Origin of the sequence: Vannielia litorea (assembly GCF_900142295.1) — a bacterium.
GTDB lineage: Bacteria > Pseudomonadota > Alphaproteobacteria > Rhodobacterales > Rhodobacteraceae > Vannielia > Vannielia litorea.
This window is the reverse complement of the sequence record NZ_FSRL01000001.1, coordinates 3,392,761-3,408,234: the sequence shown is the minus strand read 5'-3', so window position 1 is coordinate 3,408,234 and position 15,474 is coordinate 3,392,761. Positions and strand designations below refer to the sequence as shown.

The window sequence follows — 15,474 nt, the reverse complement described above, 5'->3', positions numbered from 1 at the left end:
GTGCAACTTTGATTGACGAGACTGACATGAAAAAAGTGACCAAGGCGATCTTCCCGGTGGCGGGGCTCGGAACGCGATTCCTTCCGGCGACCAAGTCCATTCCCAAGGAGATCATGACCCTGGTCGACCGCCCACTGATCCAATATGCCATCGACGAGGCCCGCGCGGCCGGGATCAAGGAGTTCATCTTCGTCACCTCCCGCGGCAAGGGCGCGCTCGAAGACTATTTCGACCACGCCCCCGTGCTCGAGCAGGAGTTGCGCAAGAAGGGCAAGGAGCAGCTCATGGAGGTGCTCAAGAACACCAACATGGAATCGGGTGCCATTGCCTACATCCGCCAGCACAAGGCGCTGGGCCTCGGCCACGCGGTCTGGTGCGCGCGCCGCCTGATCGGCAACGAACCCTTTGCCGTGATCCTGCCCGACGACGTGATCGCCGCCGAGAAGCCCTGCCTTCAGCAGATGGTCGAGGCCCACGAGGAGACCGGCGGCTGCATGGTTGCCGCAATGGAGGTTCCGCCCTCCAAAGCCTCCGCCTATGGCCTGCTGGCGGTAGAGGAGGATCACGGAAGCCTGGTCAAGGTGTCGGGCATGGTCGAAAAGCCCAAGCCCGAAGATGCGCCTTCCAACCTCGCGGTCATCGGCCGTTACATCCTCACGCCCAAGGTGCTGAACAACCTCAACAAGAAGCAGAAAGGCACCGGCGGCGAGATCCAGCTCACCGATGCCATCGCCGAGGAGATCGGCGGCAAGGCCGGCGTCTACGGCTACCGCTTCAACGGCGAGCGTTTCGACTGCGGCTCCAAGGCGGGCTTTCTCCAGGCCACCGTCTCCTTCGGCCTCAGTCGTGACGAGCTGCGCGACGAGCTCTGGGGCTACCTCCGCGAGCTTGTCGCCAGCGAAAAGGCGGCGCAGTAAGCGGTTGATCCGATGGAGCATGTTCTTGTCACCGGCGGAGCCGGCTACATCGGGGCTCACGCCTGCAAGGCCCTGAAGGCCGCCGGGTACGTTCCGGTCGCCTTCGACAACCTGTCCACCGGTTGGCGGGACGCGGTCAAGTTCGGCCCGCTGCACGAGGGCAACCTGCTCGACCGTGCCAGCCTTGATGCTGCCTTTGCCGCCTACAAGCCGGTCGCCGTGATGCACTTCGCCGCGCTGTCTCTGGTGGGTGAGAGCATGAAGGACCCGGGCAAGTACTGGCGCGAAAACGTGACGGGCGCCGCCAACCTCGCCGATGCCGCCGTGGCCGCCGGTTGCCTCGATTTCGTCTTTTCCTCCACCTGCGCCACCTATGGCGACCAGGATGGCGTGGTGCTCGATGAAGACACGGCGCAGCTGCCGATCAATGCCTACGGCAGCTCGAAGCTGGCGATCGAGCAGTTGCTGGCCGATTTCGAAGCCGCCCACGGGCTGCGCTCGGTGATCTTCCGCTACTTCAATGTGGCCGGGTCGGACCCCGAGGCCGAGGTGGGCGAGCAGCATGTGCCCGAGACCCACCTGATCCCGCTGATGCTCGATGCCATCGCCGGCAAGCGCGATGCGCTGACCATCTATGGCACCGATTACAACACGCCCGACGGCACCTGCGTTCGTGACTACGTGCATGTCTCCGACTTGGTGGATGCCCATGTGAAGGGCCTGAAGTGGCTGAAGGACGGCAAGGCGAGCCGGGTGTTCTGCCTCGGTTCGGGCGATGGTTTCTCGGTGCGCGAGGTGGTCGAGGCCAGCCGCGCCGTGACCAACCGCCCGGTGCCCGTGGTCGAGGGTGGCCGGCGGGCAGGGGATGCCGCGGTGCTGGTCTCCGGCAGCCGGCGCGCGGTGGAGGAACTGGGCTGGGAGCCGAAGCGGTCGGACATCTCCACGATGATCGCCGACGCCTGGCGCTGGCACCAGTCGGAGCCCTATGAAAGGTGATGTCCGCGCGCGCTGCCTCGATCTGACACGCCTCGTGTCACGGGTCGGGCGCGGCCCGCTGACCGGCGTGGACCGGGTCGAACGTGCCTATCTCGATCGGCTCATCGCAGAGCCCGCGCCCCTTTTCGGGCTCATCCGCCTGCCGCTCTCCTTCGCCCTGCTCGACCAGCAGGGGGTGGTGGCCCTTGCGGCCCGCCTGGCGGGCCATGCGCCTTGGGGCAGCGCCGACCTTCAGGGCCTTCTCAACCGTAGGCTCACACCGCTCCAGCGCAGGGTTCATGCCGATATTCGCCGCATCTCCCGCGCCACCTGCCTGCGTGCGCGCCTGCCCGCCATGCTCGACCGTCACCTGCCCGACGGCACCTGCTATCTCAACGTCGGCCACGCCAACCTCGGCGCACGTATGCTCTCCGCCATGTCCGCCCGTGGTGCCGAGATCACCGTGCTGGTCCACGACATGATCCCGCTGGATTTTCCTCAGTACCAGCGCGACGGGCAGCCCGATGCCTTCGAAGCCGCGATGCGCCGGGTCAGCCGCTTTGCCACCCGGATCATCTACAATTCACGCCATTCACGGGACCGCGGCGCGCACTGGTTTGCACAGTTCGGTCGGGTGCCGGATGGGGTCGTCGCCCTGCTCGGGATCGACGAGGCCCACCCCGATCCGTCCGGAGTGCCGCATGACCTGCCCACCGACCGGCCCTATTTCGTGACCACCGGCACCATCGAGCCGCGCAAGAACCATGCGCTCCTGCTCGATGCCTGGGATCACCTCGCCGAGATGTCCGGCGAAACGCCCGCGCTCTTCATCATCGGGACCCGTGGCTGGAAGAATGAGGCGCTTTTCGCCCGGCTCGATGCCTCGCCCCGGCGCGGGCGCGACATCTTCGAGCTCACCGGCCTGGCCGATGGGGCCGTCGCCTCGCTGACCGCAGGGGCAAGGGCCGCCCTGTTTCCGTCGCGCGCGGAAGGCTTCGGCCTGCCGCCTGCAGAGGCGCTCGCGCTGGGCACACCCGCCCTCGTGAACGACCTGCCGGTTTACCGCGAGTTCCTCGGGGATTTGCCAGTTTACCTAGCTGGCAACGATAGTTATCTATGGGCCAAGACCATTCATGAAATGGCAACAGTGGGTCGGGCGGTGCCGAGGGTCGAGCTGGAGCGGTTGCAACTCCCCACATGGGAGGCGCATTTCAATAAAGTCTTAAGCAAGACCTGATACCGCATTGCCGCCATGCCCTTGAGGCGAAGGATAGAGTTGGGCGCTTTGAGATCATACCGCTTGCGGCTCCAGCGGAAGCGCTGGCGCATCCGTGCCTTGCGCAAGCGGCGCGAGCTTTCTGTCATTGCCGACCGCAGTTCCGCCGTCCGCTCGGGGGACGTGCTGGTGTTCGTGACCCTGCGCAACGAACGTATCCGCCTGCCCTATTTCCTGGAGTATTACCGCAAGCTCGGCGCGGCCCATTTCTTCGTGGTGGACAACGGCTCCGACGATGGCTCGCGCGAGTATCTGCAAGACCAGGCCGATGTATCGCTCTGGCATACCGAACACAGCTACAAGCGTGCCCGCTTCGGGGTGGATTGGCTCAACTGGCTGCAACGCAAATACGCCCACGGTCATTGGACGCTGGTTGTCGATGTCGACGAGTTCTTCGTCTACCCGTTCTGCGATACGCGGCCGATCCGCGCGCTGACAGACTGGCTCGATGCCTCGTCTATCAAGTCGTTCTCGGCCATGCTGCTCGACATGTATCCGAAAGGGCCGATCGACGCGCTGCCCTACAGCGAGGGGCAGAACCCGCTCGAGATCGCCAGCTACTTCGACAGCGGCAACTACCAGATCACCCGCAACCGCCTCTATGGCAACCTCTGGATCCAGGGCGGCCCACGGGCGCGCGCCTTCTTCGGCGATGCCCCCGAGCGCGCGCCGGCGCTTAACAAGATCCCGCTGGTGAAGTGGGACAGGAGCTATACCTACGTCAGCTCGACCCACATGCTTCTGCCGCGCGGGCTGAACCTCGTCTATGACGAGTGGGGCGGAGAGAAGGCCAGCGGCATCCTCCTGCACGCCAAGTTTCTCGATACCTTCACCGCCAAGTCGGAGGAGGAGCTGGAGCGCGGGCAGCACTACGCGGCGAGCCACGAATACAAGGCCTATGCCCGCGTCCTCCGCGAGAATCCCGATTTCTGGACCAAGTGGAGCGAGCGCTACATCAACTGGCGGCAGCTCGAGATCCTCGGGCTGATGTCCAAGGGGAACTGGGCCTGATGGTCGGCTTCGTGATGCTCGTGCACACCGCGCTGGACCGCGCAAGCCAGACCGCACGACATTGGGCCAGCAGCGGCTGCCCCGTCGTCATCCATTGCGACAAGAACGTCGACCGCAAGACCTACATCCGCCTCACCGACTCTCTGAAAGATCTCGACAACGTCAGCTTCGCCCCGCGCTACCACTGCGAATGGGGCACCTGGAACATCGTCGCCGCAACCCAGCGTGCAGCCGAGATGATGCTCGAAAAACACCCCGAGGTCAGCCACGTCTACCTGGCCTCCGGCTCCTGCCTGCCGCTGCGCCCGGTGCAGGAGCTCAAGGCCTACCTCAAGGCCCGCCCCCGCACCGATTTCATCGAGAGCGTGACCATCGAAGACGTGACCTGGACAAAGGGTGGCTTCGACAGCGAGCGCTTCACGCTGCGTTTTCCCTTCTCCTGGAAGAAACAGCGCTTTCTCTTCGATCGCTACGTCGCCCTGCAACGCCTGGTCCGCTTCAAGCGGAAGATTCCCAAGGGTCTCGTTCCGCATCTGGGCTCGCAATGGTGGTGCCTGTCTCGGCGCACGCTCGAGGCCATCCTGACCGACCCCGACCGCCCGCTCTATGACCGTTACTTCAAGCGGGTCTGGATCCCTGACGAGAGCTACTTCCAGTCCATTGTCCGGGTCTACTCGAGCGATGTCGAAAGCCGGTCGCTCACGCTCTCCAAGTTCGACTTCCAGGGCAAGCCACACATTTTCTACGACGATCACCTGCAGCTCCTGCGCCGGTCAGACTGCTTTGTCGCGCGCAAGATCTGGCCGCAGGCGAACCGTCTCTATGCCTCCTTCCTGTCCAACGACCCGAAGGTGACCAAGAACGCCGAGCCGAACCCCTCCAAGATCGACCGGCTCTTCGCCAAGGCAGTCGACAGGCGCACCCGCGGACGCACGGGGCTCTACATGCAAAGCCGGTTCCCCAACCGTGACTGGGAGAACGGCAAGACATCCGAGCCCTATTCGGTGTTCGAGGGCTTCTCCGAGCTTTTCTCCAACTTCGAGACCTGGCTGGGCAAGGCGGCCGGTGGGCGGGTCCACGGGCACCTGTTTTCGGCCGATCGGGTGGAGTTTGCCGGGGGCGAAACCGTCTACAACGGCGGTCTCTCCGACAGCGCCTTGCTGCGTGACCACAACCCCGAGGCCTTCCTGACCAGCCTGATCTGGAACACCCGGGGCGAGCGCCAGATGTTCCAGTTCGGCCCGGCCGACAGCCAGAAGATCGAGTGGCTGATCGCCACCGACCCCAAGGCCCAGATCTCGGTGATCACCGGTGCCTGGGCGATCGGCCTGTTCAAGCTCGGCATAAACTCGTCGGTGGTCCGCAAGGAAGCTGCGCGCCTGCAAGCCATCGAGGCCGAACACCTCAGAACGCTCCGTTCGCCCCACGCCAAGGCACGGGTGCGCATCTGGTCGCTGGCGGAGTTCATCGAGGATCCGATGAACAACCTGCAAACCATCATGGATGACATAATGCCGGGTGCCCGCCGCCGCATCACGGCCGCGCCCCTGATGCACGATCTCACCGGCTTCGGCCGGTTCCTCCAGACCCTGAAGAACCAGGGTATGAATCCCTATCTCGCAGGCGATTTTCCGGTTGATCCGGAGCTCGTGCCAACCTCCGCCGATCCCCAGCGCCCCTACCTGGTAAAGAAGTGACCCGTCGATGAACGACCGTTTCGATTATTTCGTGATTTTCGGGGAGATGCGCACCGGCTCCAATTACCTCGAGGAAAACATCAATCGTTTCAAGGGGCTGCACTGCTACGGCGAGGCCTTCAACCCGCATTTCGTGGGGCACCACAACACCAGGGAGCTGTTTGGCATGACCCTCGCCGCGCGCGAGGCCGATCCGCTCCGCCTGATCGAACGGATGAAGAAGAACACCGAAGGTCTGCCCGGTTTCCGTTTCTTTCACGATCACGACCCCCGCGTGCTCGAGGCCTGCCTGCCCGATCCGCGCTGCGCCAAGGTGATCCTCACCCGCAACCCACTTGAGAGCTACGTCAGCCGCAAGATCGCCGCCGAAACGGGGCAGTGGCGGCTGACCGACGCAAAGCACCGCCGGGATGCCCGCATCCGCTTTGATGCCGCCGAGTTCGAGGAGTTGGTGGCCGATCTCCAGGCCTTCCAGCTTCTGCTCCTGCACGAGATGCAGGTCACCGGGCAGGCCGGGTTCTACATTGACTATGAAGACATCAACGACCTTGCCGTGATGAACGGGCTTGCCCGCTTTCTCGGCTGCAAGACGCAACTCGAAGAGCTCTCGAAGAAGCTGAAAAAACAAAACCCGGGCGGGCTGGAAGACAAGGTCGTGAACTTCGAGGAAATGCAGGGCGCGCTTGCCAGGCTGGACAGGTTCGACCTGACCCGCACACCCAATTTCGAGCCCCGGCGCGGCGGCGTTGTGCCGACCTATCTTGCTTGTGCCCAAAGCCCGATCCTGCACATGCCGGTCAAGGGGGCCGTGCTCGGGCCGGTGGAGCAATGGATGGCCGCGCTCGACGGGGTTGCGCCCGAGGCCCTGCAACGTGGTTTCAACCAGAAGACCCTCCGCCAATGGCGGCGACAGAACAAGGGTGCACGCAGCTTCAGCGTGGTATCGCACCCCCTCCAACGCGCGCATCGTGTGTTCTGCCACCACATTCTGCGGGCCGAGGGCGAAGGGGCTTTTACCAAGATTCGGCAAACACTGCGCGAAGGCTACAAGGTGCCCCTGCCCGAGGGCGAACCGGGAGAGGATTACGACACCGCCGCCCATCACGCGGCCTTTCTCGCCTACCTGAAGTTCCTCAAGGCAAATCTCGCCGGGCAGACGGGTGTTCGGATCGACGCCGCCTGGGCCAGCCAGGCCGCGGTGCTTCAGGGGTTCGCCGAGCTGGGCCAGCCCGACATGGTCCTCCGCGAAGACCAGCTCGAGCTTGGCCTGTCACAGCTGCTGGCCCAATGCGGGATAGAATCGACCCCAAGACTCCCCGATGTGGAGGACGAGGGCGCGATCCTGCTCGACGCCATCATCGACGACGAGATCGAACAGGCCGCACTGGATGCCTATCAGCGCGACTACCTGGCTTTCGGGTTCAAACGGCTGAAGAACAGCTGAGCCTCAGGCGGCCTGCTGGCCCGGAGCTTCGGTCAGGATGGTGTGCAGGGTCGCCGGCGCATCGTTGGCGCGCAGCTTGCTGCACACGCTCCCGTCGCGCAGCGTGCGCGACACGAGAGCGAGGGCCTTGAGGTGATCCACGCCGGAATCATGCGGCGCGAAGAGCGCAAAGACCAGGTCGACCGGCTGGCGATCGACCGAGTCGAAATCTACCGCCTTCTCGATCCGGACAAACACGCCCACGACAGAGCTCAGCCCCTCCAGCCGCGCGTGCGGAAGGGCAACGCCCCGGCCCACTCCGGTGGGGCCGAGGCTCTCGCGTTCCATCAGCGCATCGAGGGACCGCTGCGGCTCAAGCCCATAGACGGCGTGCGCCAGTTCGGCGAGCTGCTGGAACAGCCGCTTCTTGCTGCTCACACCCTGCAAGACCTTTACGGCCTCAGGCTTGAGGATTTCTTGCAGTCCCATATTCTGCCCGGCCTTCCCGCCCCTCCAGCGGGGCGCCACTCATTGCTGCTTGGTGTCGATCCAGCCGATGTTTCCGTCTTCCCGACGGTACACCACGTTGACACCGTTATGCCCTTCGTTGCGGAAGACCAGAACCGGGGCACCCTGAAGCTCCATCTGCATCACAGCCTCACCGACAGAAAGGGCAGGCACGCGGGCCTCCATCTCGGCGATGATCATGGGCTGGAGGCTATCGGGCTCCTCTGCCTCGGTATCTTCCGATGCGGCGAGGATATACGAAGACGCGCCGATGAATTCAACCGGCTGCGTACGCTCCTTGTGATGGTCTTTCAGGCGCCGTTTGTAGCGCCGAAGCTGCTTTTCCATCTTGTCGCAGCACAGTTCGAAAGCGGAGTAGATCTCGGCCGCATGGGCCTTTGCCGAGGCCGTCAGCCCCGTGGAGAGGTGAATGGTGGATTCGCAAACGTATTCGTGCGCGCTCTTGGAGAAGATCACGTTCGCGTCGGTCGGGCGCTGGGCGTATTTGTCGACCACGGCACCGAGGCCGGACTGCACATGGGTTTGCAGGGCTTCCCCGATGTCGATCTGTTTTCCGCTGATTTGGTAGCGCATGGCACCTCCTGAGGTCTTCTTTTGGGTCTTCATCCCAACCGCCAATGGCACGGCACTGCGCCATGCCTGCCGGTGGGCAGTCACTATGTAAGTCGGCTCTGTTCGGATTTCAGCGAGATCGGCTTGGCTCCGCTGATCTGGTCAGCAGGCGGCGTCTTTTGCTGGAGGACGGTATGTTCAGGCATTTTCGGTATTTGGCGACAGTTCGCCGCGACATGTCAACTCCATCCTCTCTCAACCTGGTGCAGATCTGGTCGTCGGAGAGCACGGCTTCGGCGGTTTCGGACGCTACCACACGCGCGATGGCGAGCTGTGCGGCATGGCTGGAAACGGCTCGGCCGCCGGTCCCTTCCAGCGCGGCCGGAAACAGGCTGTCGAACTCCACGATCTGTCCGCGCCACAGGAGGGTCTTGTCCGAGATCGTGCGCCCCACCGTGGACTTGTGCAATCCCAACTGATCGGCGATCGCGCTCCGTGTCAGTGGCACGAAGGCCGTGCTCTTCCCGGCGAAATAGGCGGATTGCACGGCGATCACGGCGCGCGCCACCTGCAACAGGGTCTTGCCGCGGTACCTGACCGCCGCGATCAGCGACTTGGCTTCCGCAAGTGCGCTTGACCCCATGCCATCCCGCGCCGCCGCAAGCGCGCTGTCGATCGCGAGCCTTGGAGCATGGTCGTTGACCAGTTCCACGTTGACCTGCCCGGCTGCGGTTTCCGTCACGAGCAGCTCGGGCACCCGTATGATCGGGTCGGCCACGTCGAAGGCGCGGCCCGGGGCCGGATCGAGAGACCGGACCAAGGCGGTGATCTCCTCGGTTTCTGCCTGCGTCAGCCCCAACGCCGGGCCGATCAGGTTTGTCTGACCCTTGGTGAAATAGGCCAGGCCGCTCAGCACCAACTGGATGCGTGCGGTAGAGAGGCCCGCCTCGACCAGTTGCAGCCGGATGCACTCGGTCAGGTTGAAGGCGCCAACGCCAACGGGGTCGCAGGCCTGGACGGCGCGGATCGCCTTCAACGCCAAGGGCTCCCGCAGGCCGTGCTCCAGAGCTACGGCACGAGGGTCCGCCTGGGTGAAGAAGCCACTCTCGTCGAGATCGTAGGCGAGCCGCATCGCCGCTTCGGCAACGTCGGCCTGAAGGTCCATCAACGCGATCTGGCCGCAAAGATGCTCGCCAAGGCTCGGGCGGGCCGCAACCGTCTGGAGCGCCACATCGTAAGGGCTGAGCAACGCGCCGCTGTCGGAAGAGGCCGATTCGACGGGGGTGTAGACGAGAAAGGGGTTTTCGTCGGCGGCTTCGGCGATCATCTCCTCCAGCGAGGCGCCCGACAGGGCGAGGAGGCCGACGGATTGCTGCATCGCGGGAGACAGGGCGAGGCGCTGGGACTGGCGCAGCTGGAGGCGAGGTCCGGGGCCGCTCATCGGGGCCCGCCCTACAAGATGCGGAAGCTGTCGCCGAGGTAGACACGGCGCACGTTCTCGTCCTTGACCACCTCCTCGGCAGTGCCGCTCATCAGGACCTTGCCATCATGCAGAATGTAGGCCCTGTCCACGATCTCGAGGGTTTCACGAACGTTATGGTCGGTGATGAGCACGCCGATGCCGCGGGTCTTCAGATCGGTCACGAGGTGCCGGATTTCGCCCACGGATATCGGATCGACCCCTGCGAAGGGCTCGTCAAGCAACAGGTACTTCGGGTCGGCGGCAAGGCAGCGCGCAATTTCAACCCGCCGCCGCTCGCCACCCGAGAGCGCCAGCGCGGGCGCGCGGCGCAGGTGCTCTATGGCGAACTCCGAGAGCAGCTCTTCCAGCCTCTCCCGGCGCTTGTGGCGGTCGGGCTCGGCGATCTCGAGAATCGCCATGATGTTGTCTTCGACGTTCAGCCCGCGAAAGATAGACATCTCCTGGGGCAGGTAGCCGATCCCCAGCTTGGCGCGCCGGTACATCGGCAGGCTCGTCACCTCGCGCCCGTCGATCACGATCTGGCCGCTCTCCGGGATGATCAGCCCCGCGATGGCATAGAAGCAGGTGGTCTTTCCCGAGCCGTTTGGGCCAAGCAGGGCCACCACCTCGCCGCGCCCGAGGTCCATGCTCACATCGCGGATGACGAGCCGCTTGCGGTAGCTCTTGCGCATGTTCACCACGCGCAGCCCGGCGTCACCGCCGGCGATGCGCAACGCCGGCTTGGCTTCTGTGTCCGTGTCGCTCAATTTCCGCTGTCCGACCTGAAGATGGTGCGCACGCGCCCTTCCATCACGCCGGTGCCCTTGTCGAGGTCAACCACGAGTTTCTGGCCCGATAGCGCGTTCTGTCCCTGGGTCAGCAGCACGTCGCCGGTCATGACGATCTCGCTGGAGCCGATGGTATATACGGCCTCGCGCGCCTCGGCTGCCTCGGCTCCGCTCACGAGCGTCACCCCGCCGGTCGCGTGCAGGCGCTGAACCTTGCCGGTCGAGCTTTCTCCGCCTTCGTATTCCACTTCGACCCGCGCGGCGGCCAGACGCATCTCGCCTTGCCCGACTTCGACGTTGCCGCTGAACACGGCCTTGCCGGTCTCCTGGTTGATCTGCAGCTGGTCGGCGGCGATCTCCACGGGCAGGGAGCTGTCGTGCTTGAGTGCGCCGAAGGCAACGTTGGCCCCCTGTGCCAGTGCCGGCCCGGACAGGCCCGAAAGCAGCAAGAAAAGCCCTGCGAGAATGCGGCGCATGAAAGTCACGGGAAAAAATCCTATTCGCTTGGCGGGGTGTATACCAGTTTCACCCCGTTGTTGAAAACCAGAAGGTAGTTACCGTCATCGGACGGGGTGAGCTTCATGCTTCCGGCGTCGAGCGTTCCGGCGGGGCCGACGGCCTTGACGGGGCCGGGCGACTCGATGTCGGTCTGTTCCAGGGCAGTGGTGATCTGGTCCGATGTAACCTGGTAGCCGGTGGGGGTGGTGATGATGACGCCGCCGTCGAGCACGGCCAGGCCGGCCTTGGTGTCGATCTCGCCGGAGAGCGACGACAACTCGTAGGTGCCGCCATCGGGGGTTTCGAGATGCCCACGCAAGTCGGTCGCCGAAACGCGACTTCGGTTGGCGGGGTCCGGCCGCGCGCTCGATGCCTTGATCGAGATGGCCGCGCCATCGCGGGTGACGCCGGAGTAGTTGGGCGCCGAGATGCGCTGCTCGCGCGCCAGTTCGTTCACGTCGACATCGGCGAACGGGATCGAGCGCGACGGGTCGACGGTGCGGGCAACGAGGAAGAGGGTGGACAGGAGCGCGAGCGCGGCCAGCGGCAGCACGATCTTGGCCAGCGAGACGAAGCGGGAGTAGCTGTTGTCGTAGACCGACATCGCCCCGACCGCCTCAGGCGACCCCGGCCCGGAGGCAATCGTGGATATGCACCAGCCCCTCGACCCGGGCTTCGGATGACAGCACGAAGAGGCAGGTGATCTTTCGACCGTTCATCAGCGCGAGGGCCTCTCCGGCAAGCGCGTCGGGGCTGATCGTGAGGGGGTTCTCGGTCATGACTTCATCCACGGTATGATCCAGAAGCCCGGCCATGTGCCGGCGCAAGTCACCGTCGGTGACGATGCCGTGAAGCCTACCATCCTCGCCGGCCACGCCCACCACGCCAAACCCACGCTGGCTCATGGTCAGCAGGGCCTCGCTCATGGGTGTACCCGGACCGGCAAGAGGCAGCGCATCCGGGCCATGCATGAGATCACGGACCTTGGCCAGCCGGGCGCCCAGCTTGCCGCCGGGGTGGAAATCCCGAAACTTCTCGGGCGTGAAACGGCGGTGCTTCATCAGGGCCACGGCCAATGCATCGCCCAGAGCGAGGGTCATGGTGGTGGAGGTGGTCGGCACGATGCCTTCGTCGCACGCCTCCTCGGCGCGAGGCAGAACGATCGCGCAATCGGCCCGCTTGAGCAGGGTGCTTTCGGGGTTCGAGGCCACGCCGATCAGCGGAATTCCGAAGCGGCGGGTATGTGCGATCATGTCGGCCAGTTCCGGGGTCTCGCCGGAGTTGGAGAGCAGCAGAGCCACGTCGCCCTCGCTCATCATGCCCAGGTCGCCGTGGCTGGCCTCGGCAGGGTGCACGAAGTGCGCGGGCGTGCCGGTCGAGGCAAAGGTGGCGGCGAGCTTGCGGGCGATGTGGCCCGACTTGCCCATACCCGACACGATCACCCGGCCCGGTGCCGTGAGAATCATCTCGCAAGCCTCGGCAAAGCCCGGCCCGAGACCATCGGCAAGGCGGCTCAGCCCCTCGGTCTCGAGGGCGATCACCCGTTTTCCGGCCTCGATGAGCGCGGCGGGGTTGATGGGCTCATGGCTGTTCATCGCGGCGGCCTAGTGGGCGAATATGTCGATTTCGGGCCAGCCCGCGAGGTCGAGACGAGCGCGGGTCGGCAGGAAATCGAAGCAGGCCTGGGCCAGGTCGGTGCGGCCCTCGCGCTCGAGCATGCCGTTCAGCACCTCGCGCAGCTGGTGCAGGTGAAGCACATCGGAGGCGGCATAGCTCTGCTGCGCTTGGGACAGCTCGGCTGCACCCCAGTCGGAGGTCTGCTGCTGCTTGGAAATGTCTACGCCGATCAGCTCTTGGCAGAGGTACTTGAGCCCGTGGCGGTCGGTGAAGGTGCGCACCAGCTTGGAGGCGATCTTGGTGCAGTAGACAGGCGCCGCGAGCGCGCCGAAGGCGTGATACATGGCGGCGATGTCGAAACGACCGAAGTGGAAGAGTTTCAGCGCCTCGGGGTTTTCCAGCATGGCGGCCAGGTTGGGAGCCTCGGTCTGGCCCTTGTCGATCTGGACCAGATGCGCGTTGCCGTCGCCGCCCGACATCTGGACGAGGCAGAGACGGTCGCGGTGCGGGTTCAGGCCCATGGTTTCGCAGTCGATGGCCACGACCGGGCCAAGCTCGAGCCCGTCGGGAAGGTCGTTCTTGTAGAGATGGGTCTTTGCCACGCGCCTGTGCCTCATGTTCCGTTTGCGCCGAGATAGGCTCTTGGCGGGACGAAAGCAAATGTTGCGCAGTTGGCTAACGGGATCATTCAGGAAAGAACTTTGCCATCTCGGCCTCGAAGTGCGCCCAACTCATCGTTGCCTTGTTGCCCGCGTGCCCGTGGTAGTGCGACTTGCCGGAGGAGGTGGGCAACCCGGCCCAAATGGCTGCGAGGCGATTCATGAAAGTCCTTCGCGGCATGGTGCCGGCGAGCAGCTCGGCCAGGCCGGCCTCCCGCAGGAGCTGGTCGGCCAGCGCATCCTGCACCTCGGGAGAGAACTGCGCATCGAGCGGCGCTCCGATCTGCTCGACGAGGCGGCGCAGCGTGACGGGAATGAACTGGTAGCGCCCGATCGCGTGGTTCTGGCCGGGGGTGTCGTCGATCCAGGTGTAGATCTCGGCCAGCGTCAGCTCGGTGGGTCGGCGCGCGGGCTTGACCGTGGCGCTGAGCACCACGGCATCGTAACCGGCGGCCCCCGCCTCGGCCCTGGCGATCAACCCCCGAATCCATTCCGAGTAGACAGCCTCGGTGGTGAGGTCGCGCCGGGGGGCAAGCTGGACTTGGCCCCCCCGCTCCCGGCGCGGAGGCAGTGGCGCGAAGAGCCCGCCTTGCTCGAGCCCGGCAAAGAGGCTCGGCCCATCGCTCGCGCGGGCCCCCTGTTGCGTGCCGAGCGGACGTGCGCCGCCCAGGAGCGGCCCGGCGGCCAGCCCCTCGGCAGGAAGAAGGGCAAGGATCCCGAGAACAAGCAGGGGCGTGCGGAAGAGCATGTGGCCTCGTTCTGAGTGCGGTCCGTCGCGCACCCTTAAACCGGCAATGTCTTGAAGTTCGGTTACCCGCCCGAAAACGAAGGCCCCCGGAAAGCGGTGCTTCCGGGGGCCTTTCGACGGTGGTGCCCAGGAGAGGACTCGAACCTCCACGTCCTTGCGAACACCAGCACCTGAAGCTGGCGCGTCTACCAATTCCGCCACCTGGGCAGGTGTCGTGAGAGGGGCAGATATATGCGCCGCCCGGGGCTGTCAACCACAGTTCTGCGGCCATTCGCGCCTTGCCGCACGGGGCGGGTGGGGCTATCAGCAAAGCAACCAGCAAGGGAGACATCCGACATGTCCAAGCTCGTTACCATCTACGGCGGTTCCGGCTTTCTGGGGCGGTATATCGCCCGCAGGCTGGCCAAGCAGGGGTGGCGCGTGCGCGCGGCAGTGCGGCGGCCCAACGAGGCCGGGTTCCTGCGCCCCTATGGCGTGGTGGGGCAGGTCGAGCCGATCTTCTGCAACATCCGCGATGACGCCTCGGTTGCGCAGGCGATGCAGGGCGCGGACCTGGTGATCAACTGCGTCGGCGTGGGTGGCACCTACGGCAAGAACAACATGGACGCCGTGCATGTCGATGGCGCGGGCCGGATTGCCCGGATGGCCGCCGAGCAGGGCGTCGGCGGACTGGTGCATGTGTCGGCCATCGGCGCCGACGTGGACGGGCCGAGCGCCTACTACCGGACCAAGGGCAAGGGCGAAGCGGCCGTGACGGAGGCCTTTCCGGGGGCGGTGATCCTGCGGCCCTCGCTGATGTTCGGCCCCGAGGACGGGTTCATCAACCTCTTCGCTTCGATGTCGCGCTTCGGACCGGTCATGCCGGTGATCGGCGCGGGCACCCGCGTGCAGCCGGTCTTCGTGGACGATGTGGCCGCGGCCGCCGAAAAGGCCGCGCTGGGGCAGGCCGCTGCAGGCGTTTACGAGCTTGGTGGGCCGGAGGTGCTGACCATTCGGGCGCTGGTGGAAAAGATCCTCCGGATCATCCGCCGCAAGAAGATCATCCTGCCGCAACCGGCCTTCGTTTCGCGCCTGCTGGCGGGCAGTCTGGATCTCGCGCAAACGGTCACGGGCGGGCTCTTCACCAACAGCCTGATCAACCGCGACCAGCTGAAAAGCCTCGCTGTCGACAACGTGGTGAGCAAGGGCGCCAAGGGTCTGGAGGCCCTGGGCATCGAGCCGACCCCGATGGAAGCCGAGCTGCCGGACTACATGTGGAAGTTCCGCCCCTCAGGCCAGTATGACGCGATCAAGGAATCGGCGGCAAAGCTGAAGACCTGACGC

16 protein-coding genes and 1 tRNA gene are annotated in these 15,474 nt (G+C 65.0%); 7 read left to right on the top strand and 10 right to left on the bottom strand.

The window, feature by feature from the left end; translation table 11 throughout:
* Positions 1–26 precede the first annotated feature (26 nt).
* From galU to BUR94_RS16610, 6 genes are read left to right on the top strand one after another with little or no spacing between them, the layout of a single operon-like run.
* Positions 27–917: a UTP--glucose-1-phosphate uridylyltransferase GalU gene (gene galU / locus BUR94_RS16635; RefSeq protein WP_074257284.1), complete on the top strand. Its 891-nt coding sequence runs from the start codon at positions 27–29 to the stop codon at positions 915–917.
* 12 nt (positions 918–929) lie between these two features.
* Positions 930–1,913 carry a UDP-glucose 4-epimerase GalE gene (gene galE / locus BUR94_RS16630; RefSeq protein WP_074257283.1) on the top strand — a complete coding sequence of 328 codons (984 nt, stop codon included), beginning with the start codon at positions 930–932 and terminating at the stop codon, positions 1,911–1,913.
* Entirely contained in the window at positions 1,903–3,129 is a 1,227-nt protein-coding gene (locus BUR94_RS16625; protein ID WP_074257282.1) for a glycosyltransferase family 4 protein, read from the top strand. The genes galE and BUR94_RS16625 overlap by 11 nt, the downstream gene beginning before the upstream one ends.
* A 15-nt stretch (positions 3,130–3,144) precedes the next feature.
* Entirely contained in the window at positions 3,145–4,179 is a 1,035-nt protein-coding gene (locus tag BUR94_RS16620; RefSeq protein WP_175570484.1) for a glycosyltransferase family 2 protein, read from the top strand.
* Positions 4,176–5,876: a DUF5927 domain-containing protein gene (locus tag BUR94_RS16615; protein WP_074257777.1), complete on the top strand. Its 1,701-nt coding sequence runs from the start codon at positions 4,176–4,178 to the stop codon at positions 5,874–5,876. Before BUR94_RS16620 ends, BUR94_RS16615 begins: the two co-directional genes overlap by 4 nt.
* Positions 5,877–5,883: 7 nt before the next feature.
* Positions 5,884–7,320, top strand: a complete 1,437-nt coding sequence (locus BUR94_RS16610) for a nodulation protein NodH (protein ID WP_074257280.1) — start codon at positions 5,884–5,886, stop codon at positions 7,318–7,320.
* A gap of 3 nt (positions 7,321–7,323) precedes the next feature.
* Here BUR94_RS16610 and BUR94_RS16605 read toward each other — a convergent pair whose 3' ends face one another.
* The 10 genes from BUR94_RS16605 to BUR94_RS16560 form a co-directional block, all read right to left on the bottom strand.
* Positions 7,324–7,788, bottom strand: a complete 465-nt coding sequence (locus tag BUR94_RS16605) for a PTS sugar transporter subunit IIA (protein ID WP_074257279.1) — start codon at positions 7,786–7,788, stop codon at positions 7,324–7,326.
* A 39-nt stretch (positions 7,789–7,827) separates the two neighbouring features.
* Positions 7,828–8,400, bottom strand: a complete 573-nt coding sequence (gene hpf / locus BUR94_RS16600; RefSeq protein ID WP_074257278.1) for a ribosome hibernation-promoting factor, HPF/YfiA family — start codon at positions 8,398–8,400, stop codon at positions 7,828–7,830.
* Between the two features lie 109 nt (positions 8,401–8,509).
* The gene (locus BUR94_RS16595) at positions 8,510–9,820 is read right to left on the bottom strand and encodes an RNA polymerase factor sigma-54 (RefSeq protein ID WP_074257277.1); all 1,311 of its coding nucleotides are present in this window, start codon (positions 9,818–9,820) and stop codon (positions 8,510–8,512) included.
* Positions 9,821–9,831: 11 nt separating this feature from the next.
* Positions 9,832–10,608: an LPS export ABC transporter ATP-binding protein gene (lptB, locus tag BUR94_RS16590; protein ID WP_281249216.1), complete on the bottom strand. Its 777-nt coding sequence runs from the start codon at positions 10,606–10,608 to the stop codon at positions 9,832–9,834.
* A complete protein-coding gene (gene lptA, locus BUR94_RS16585) occupies positions 10,605–11,105 on the bottom strand; it encodes a lipopolysaccharide transport periplasmic protein LptA (RefSeq protein WP_074257276.1) in 501 nt (166 codons plus the stop codon). Before lptA ends, lptB begins: the two co-directional genes overlap by 4 nt.
* A 20-nt stretch (positions 11,106–11,125) precedes the next feature.
* Entirely contained in the window at positions 11,126–11,731 is a 606-nt protein-coding gene (lptC, locus tag BUR94_RS16580) for an LPS export ABC transporter periplasmic protein LptC (protein ID WP_074257275.1), read from the bottom strand.
* Between the two features lie 13 nt (positions 11,732–11,744).
* The gene (locus BUR94_RS16575; protein WP_074257274.1) at positions 11,745–12,722 is read right to left on the bottom strand and encodes a KpsF/GutQ family sugar-phosphate isomerase; all 978 of its coding nucleotides are present in this window, start codon (positions 12,720–12,722) and stop codon (positions 11,745–11,747) included.
* Positions 12,723–12,731: 9 nt separating this feature from the next.
* Positions 12,732–13,346, bottom strand: a complete 615-nt coding sequence (locus tag BUR94_RS16570) for a ribonuclease D (RefSeq protein ID WP_245794507.1) — start codon at positions 13,344–13,346, stop codon at positions 12,732–12,734.
* An 82-nt stretch (positions 13,347–13,428) separates the two neighbouring features.
* The gene (locus tag BUR94_RS16565) at positions 13,429–14,151 is read right to left on the bottom strand and encodes a lysozyme family protein (RefSeq protein WP_074257272.1); all 723 of its coding nucleotides are present in this window, start codon (positions 14,149–14,151) and stop codon (positions 13,429–13,431) included.
* 120 nt (positions 14,152–14,271) lie between these two features.
* Positions 14,272–14,358: transfer RNA gene (locus BUR94_RS16560), tRNA-Leu, on the bottom strand.
* Between the two features lie 129 nt (positions 14,359–14,487).
* Between BUR94_RS16560 and BUR94_RS16555 the strand changes: the two genes are divergently transcribed.
* Positions 14,488–15,471, top strand: coding sequence for a complex I NDUFA9 subunit family protein (locus tag BUR94_RS16555; RefSeq protein ID WP_074257271.1), 984 nt, complete (start codon positions 14,488–14,490; stop codon positions 15,469–15,471).
* The last annotated feature ends 3 nt before the right edge of the window (positions 15,472–15,474 follow it).

Coding starts and splice junctions, on each gene's coding strand:
- galU (WP_074257284.1), top strand. CDS start 27: ATGAAAAAAGTGACCAAGGCGATCTTCCCGGTGGCGGGGCTCGGAACG.
- galE (WP_074257283.1), top strand. CDS start 930: ATGGAGCATGTTCTTGTCACCGGCGGAGCCGGCTACATCGGGGCTCAC.
- BUR94_RS16625 (WP_074257282.1), top strand. CDS start 1,903: ATGAAAGGTGATGTCCGCGCGCGCTGCCTCGATCTGACACGCCTCGTG.
- BUR94_RS16620 (WP_175570484.1), top strand. CDS start 3,145: ATGCCCTTGAGGCGAAGGATAGAGTTGGGCGCTTTGAGATCATACCGC.
- BUR94_RS16610 (WP_074257280.1), top strand. CDS start 5,884: ATGAACGACCGTTTCGATTATTTCGTGATTTTCGGGGAGATGCGCACC.
- BUR94_RS16605 (WP_074257279.1), bottom strand. CDS start 7,788: ATGGGACTGCAAGAAATCCTCAAGCCTGAGGCCGTAAAGGTCTTGCAG.
- hpf (WP_074257278.1), bottom strand. CDS start 8,400: ATGCGCTACCAAATCAGCGGAAAACAGATCGACATCGGGGAAGCCCTG.
- BUR94_RS16595 (WP_074257277.1), bottom strand. CDS start 9,820: ATGAGCGGCCCCGGACCTCGCCTCCAGCTGCGCCAGTCCCAGCGCCTC.
- lptA (WP_074257276.1), bottom strand. CDS start 11,105: ATGCGCCGCATTCTCGCAGGGCTTTTCTTGCTGCTTTCGGGCCTGTCC.
- lptC (WP_074257275.1), bottom strand. CDS start 11,731: ATGTCGGTCTACGACAACAGCTACTCCCGCTTCGTCTCGCTGGCCAAG.
- BUR94_RS16575 (WP_074257274.1), bottom strand. CDS start 12,722: ATGAACAGCCATGAGCCCATCAACCCCGCCGCGCTCATCGAGGCCGGA.
- BUR94_RS16565 (WP_074257272.1), bottom strand. CDS start 14,151: ATGCTCTTCCGCACGCCCCTGCTTGTTCTCGGGATCCTTGCCCTTCTT.
- BUR94_RS16555 (WP_074257271.1), top strand. CDS start 14,488: ATGTCCAAGCTCGTTACCATCTACGGCGGTTCCGGCTTTCTGGGGCGG.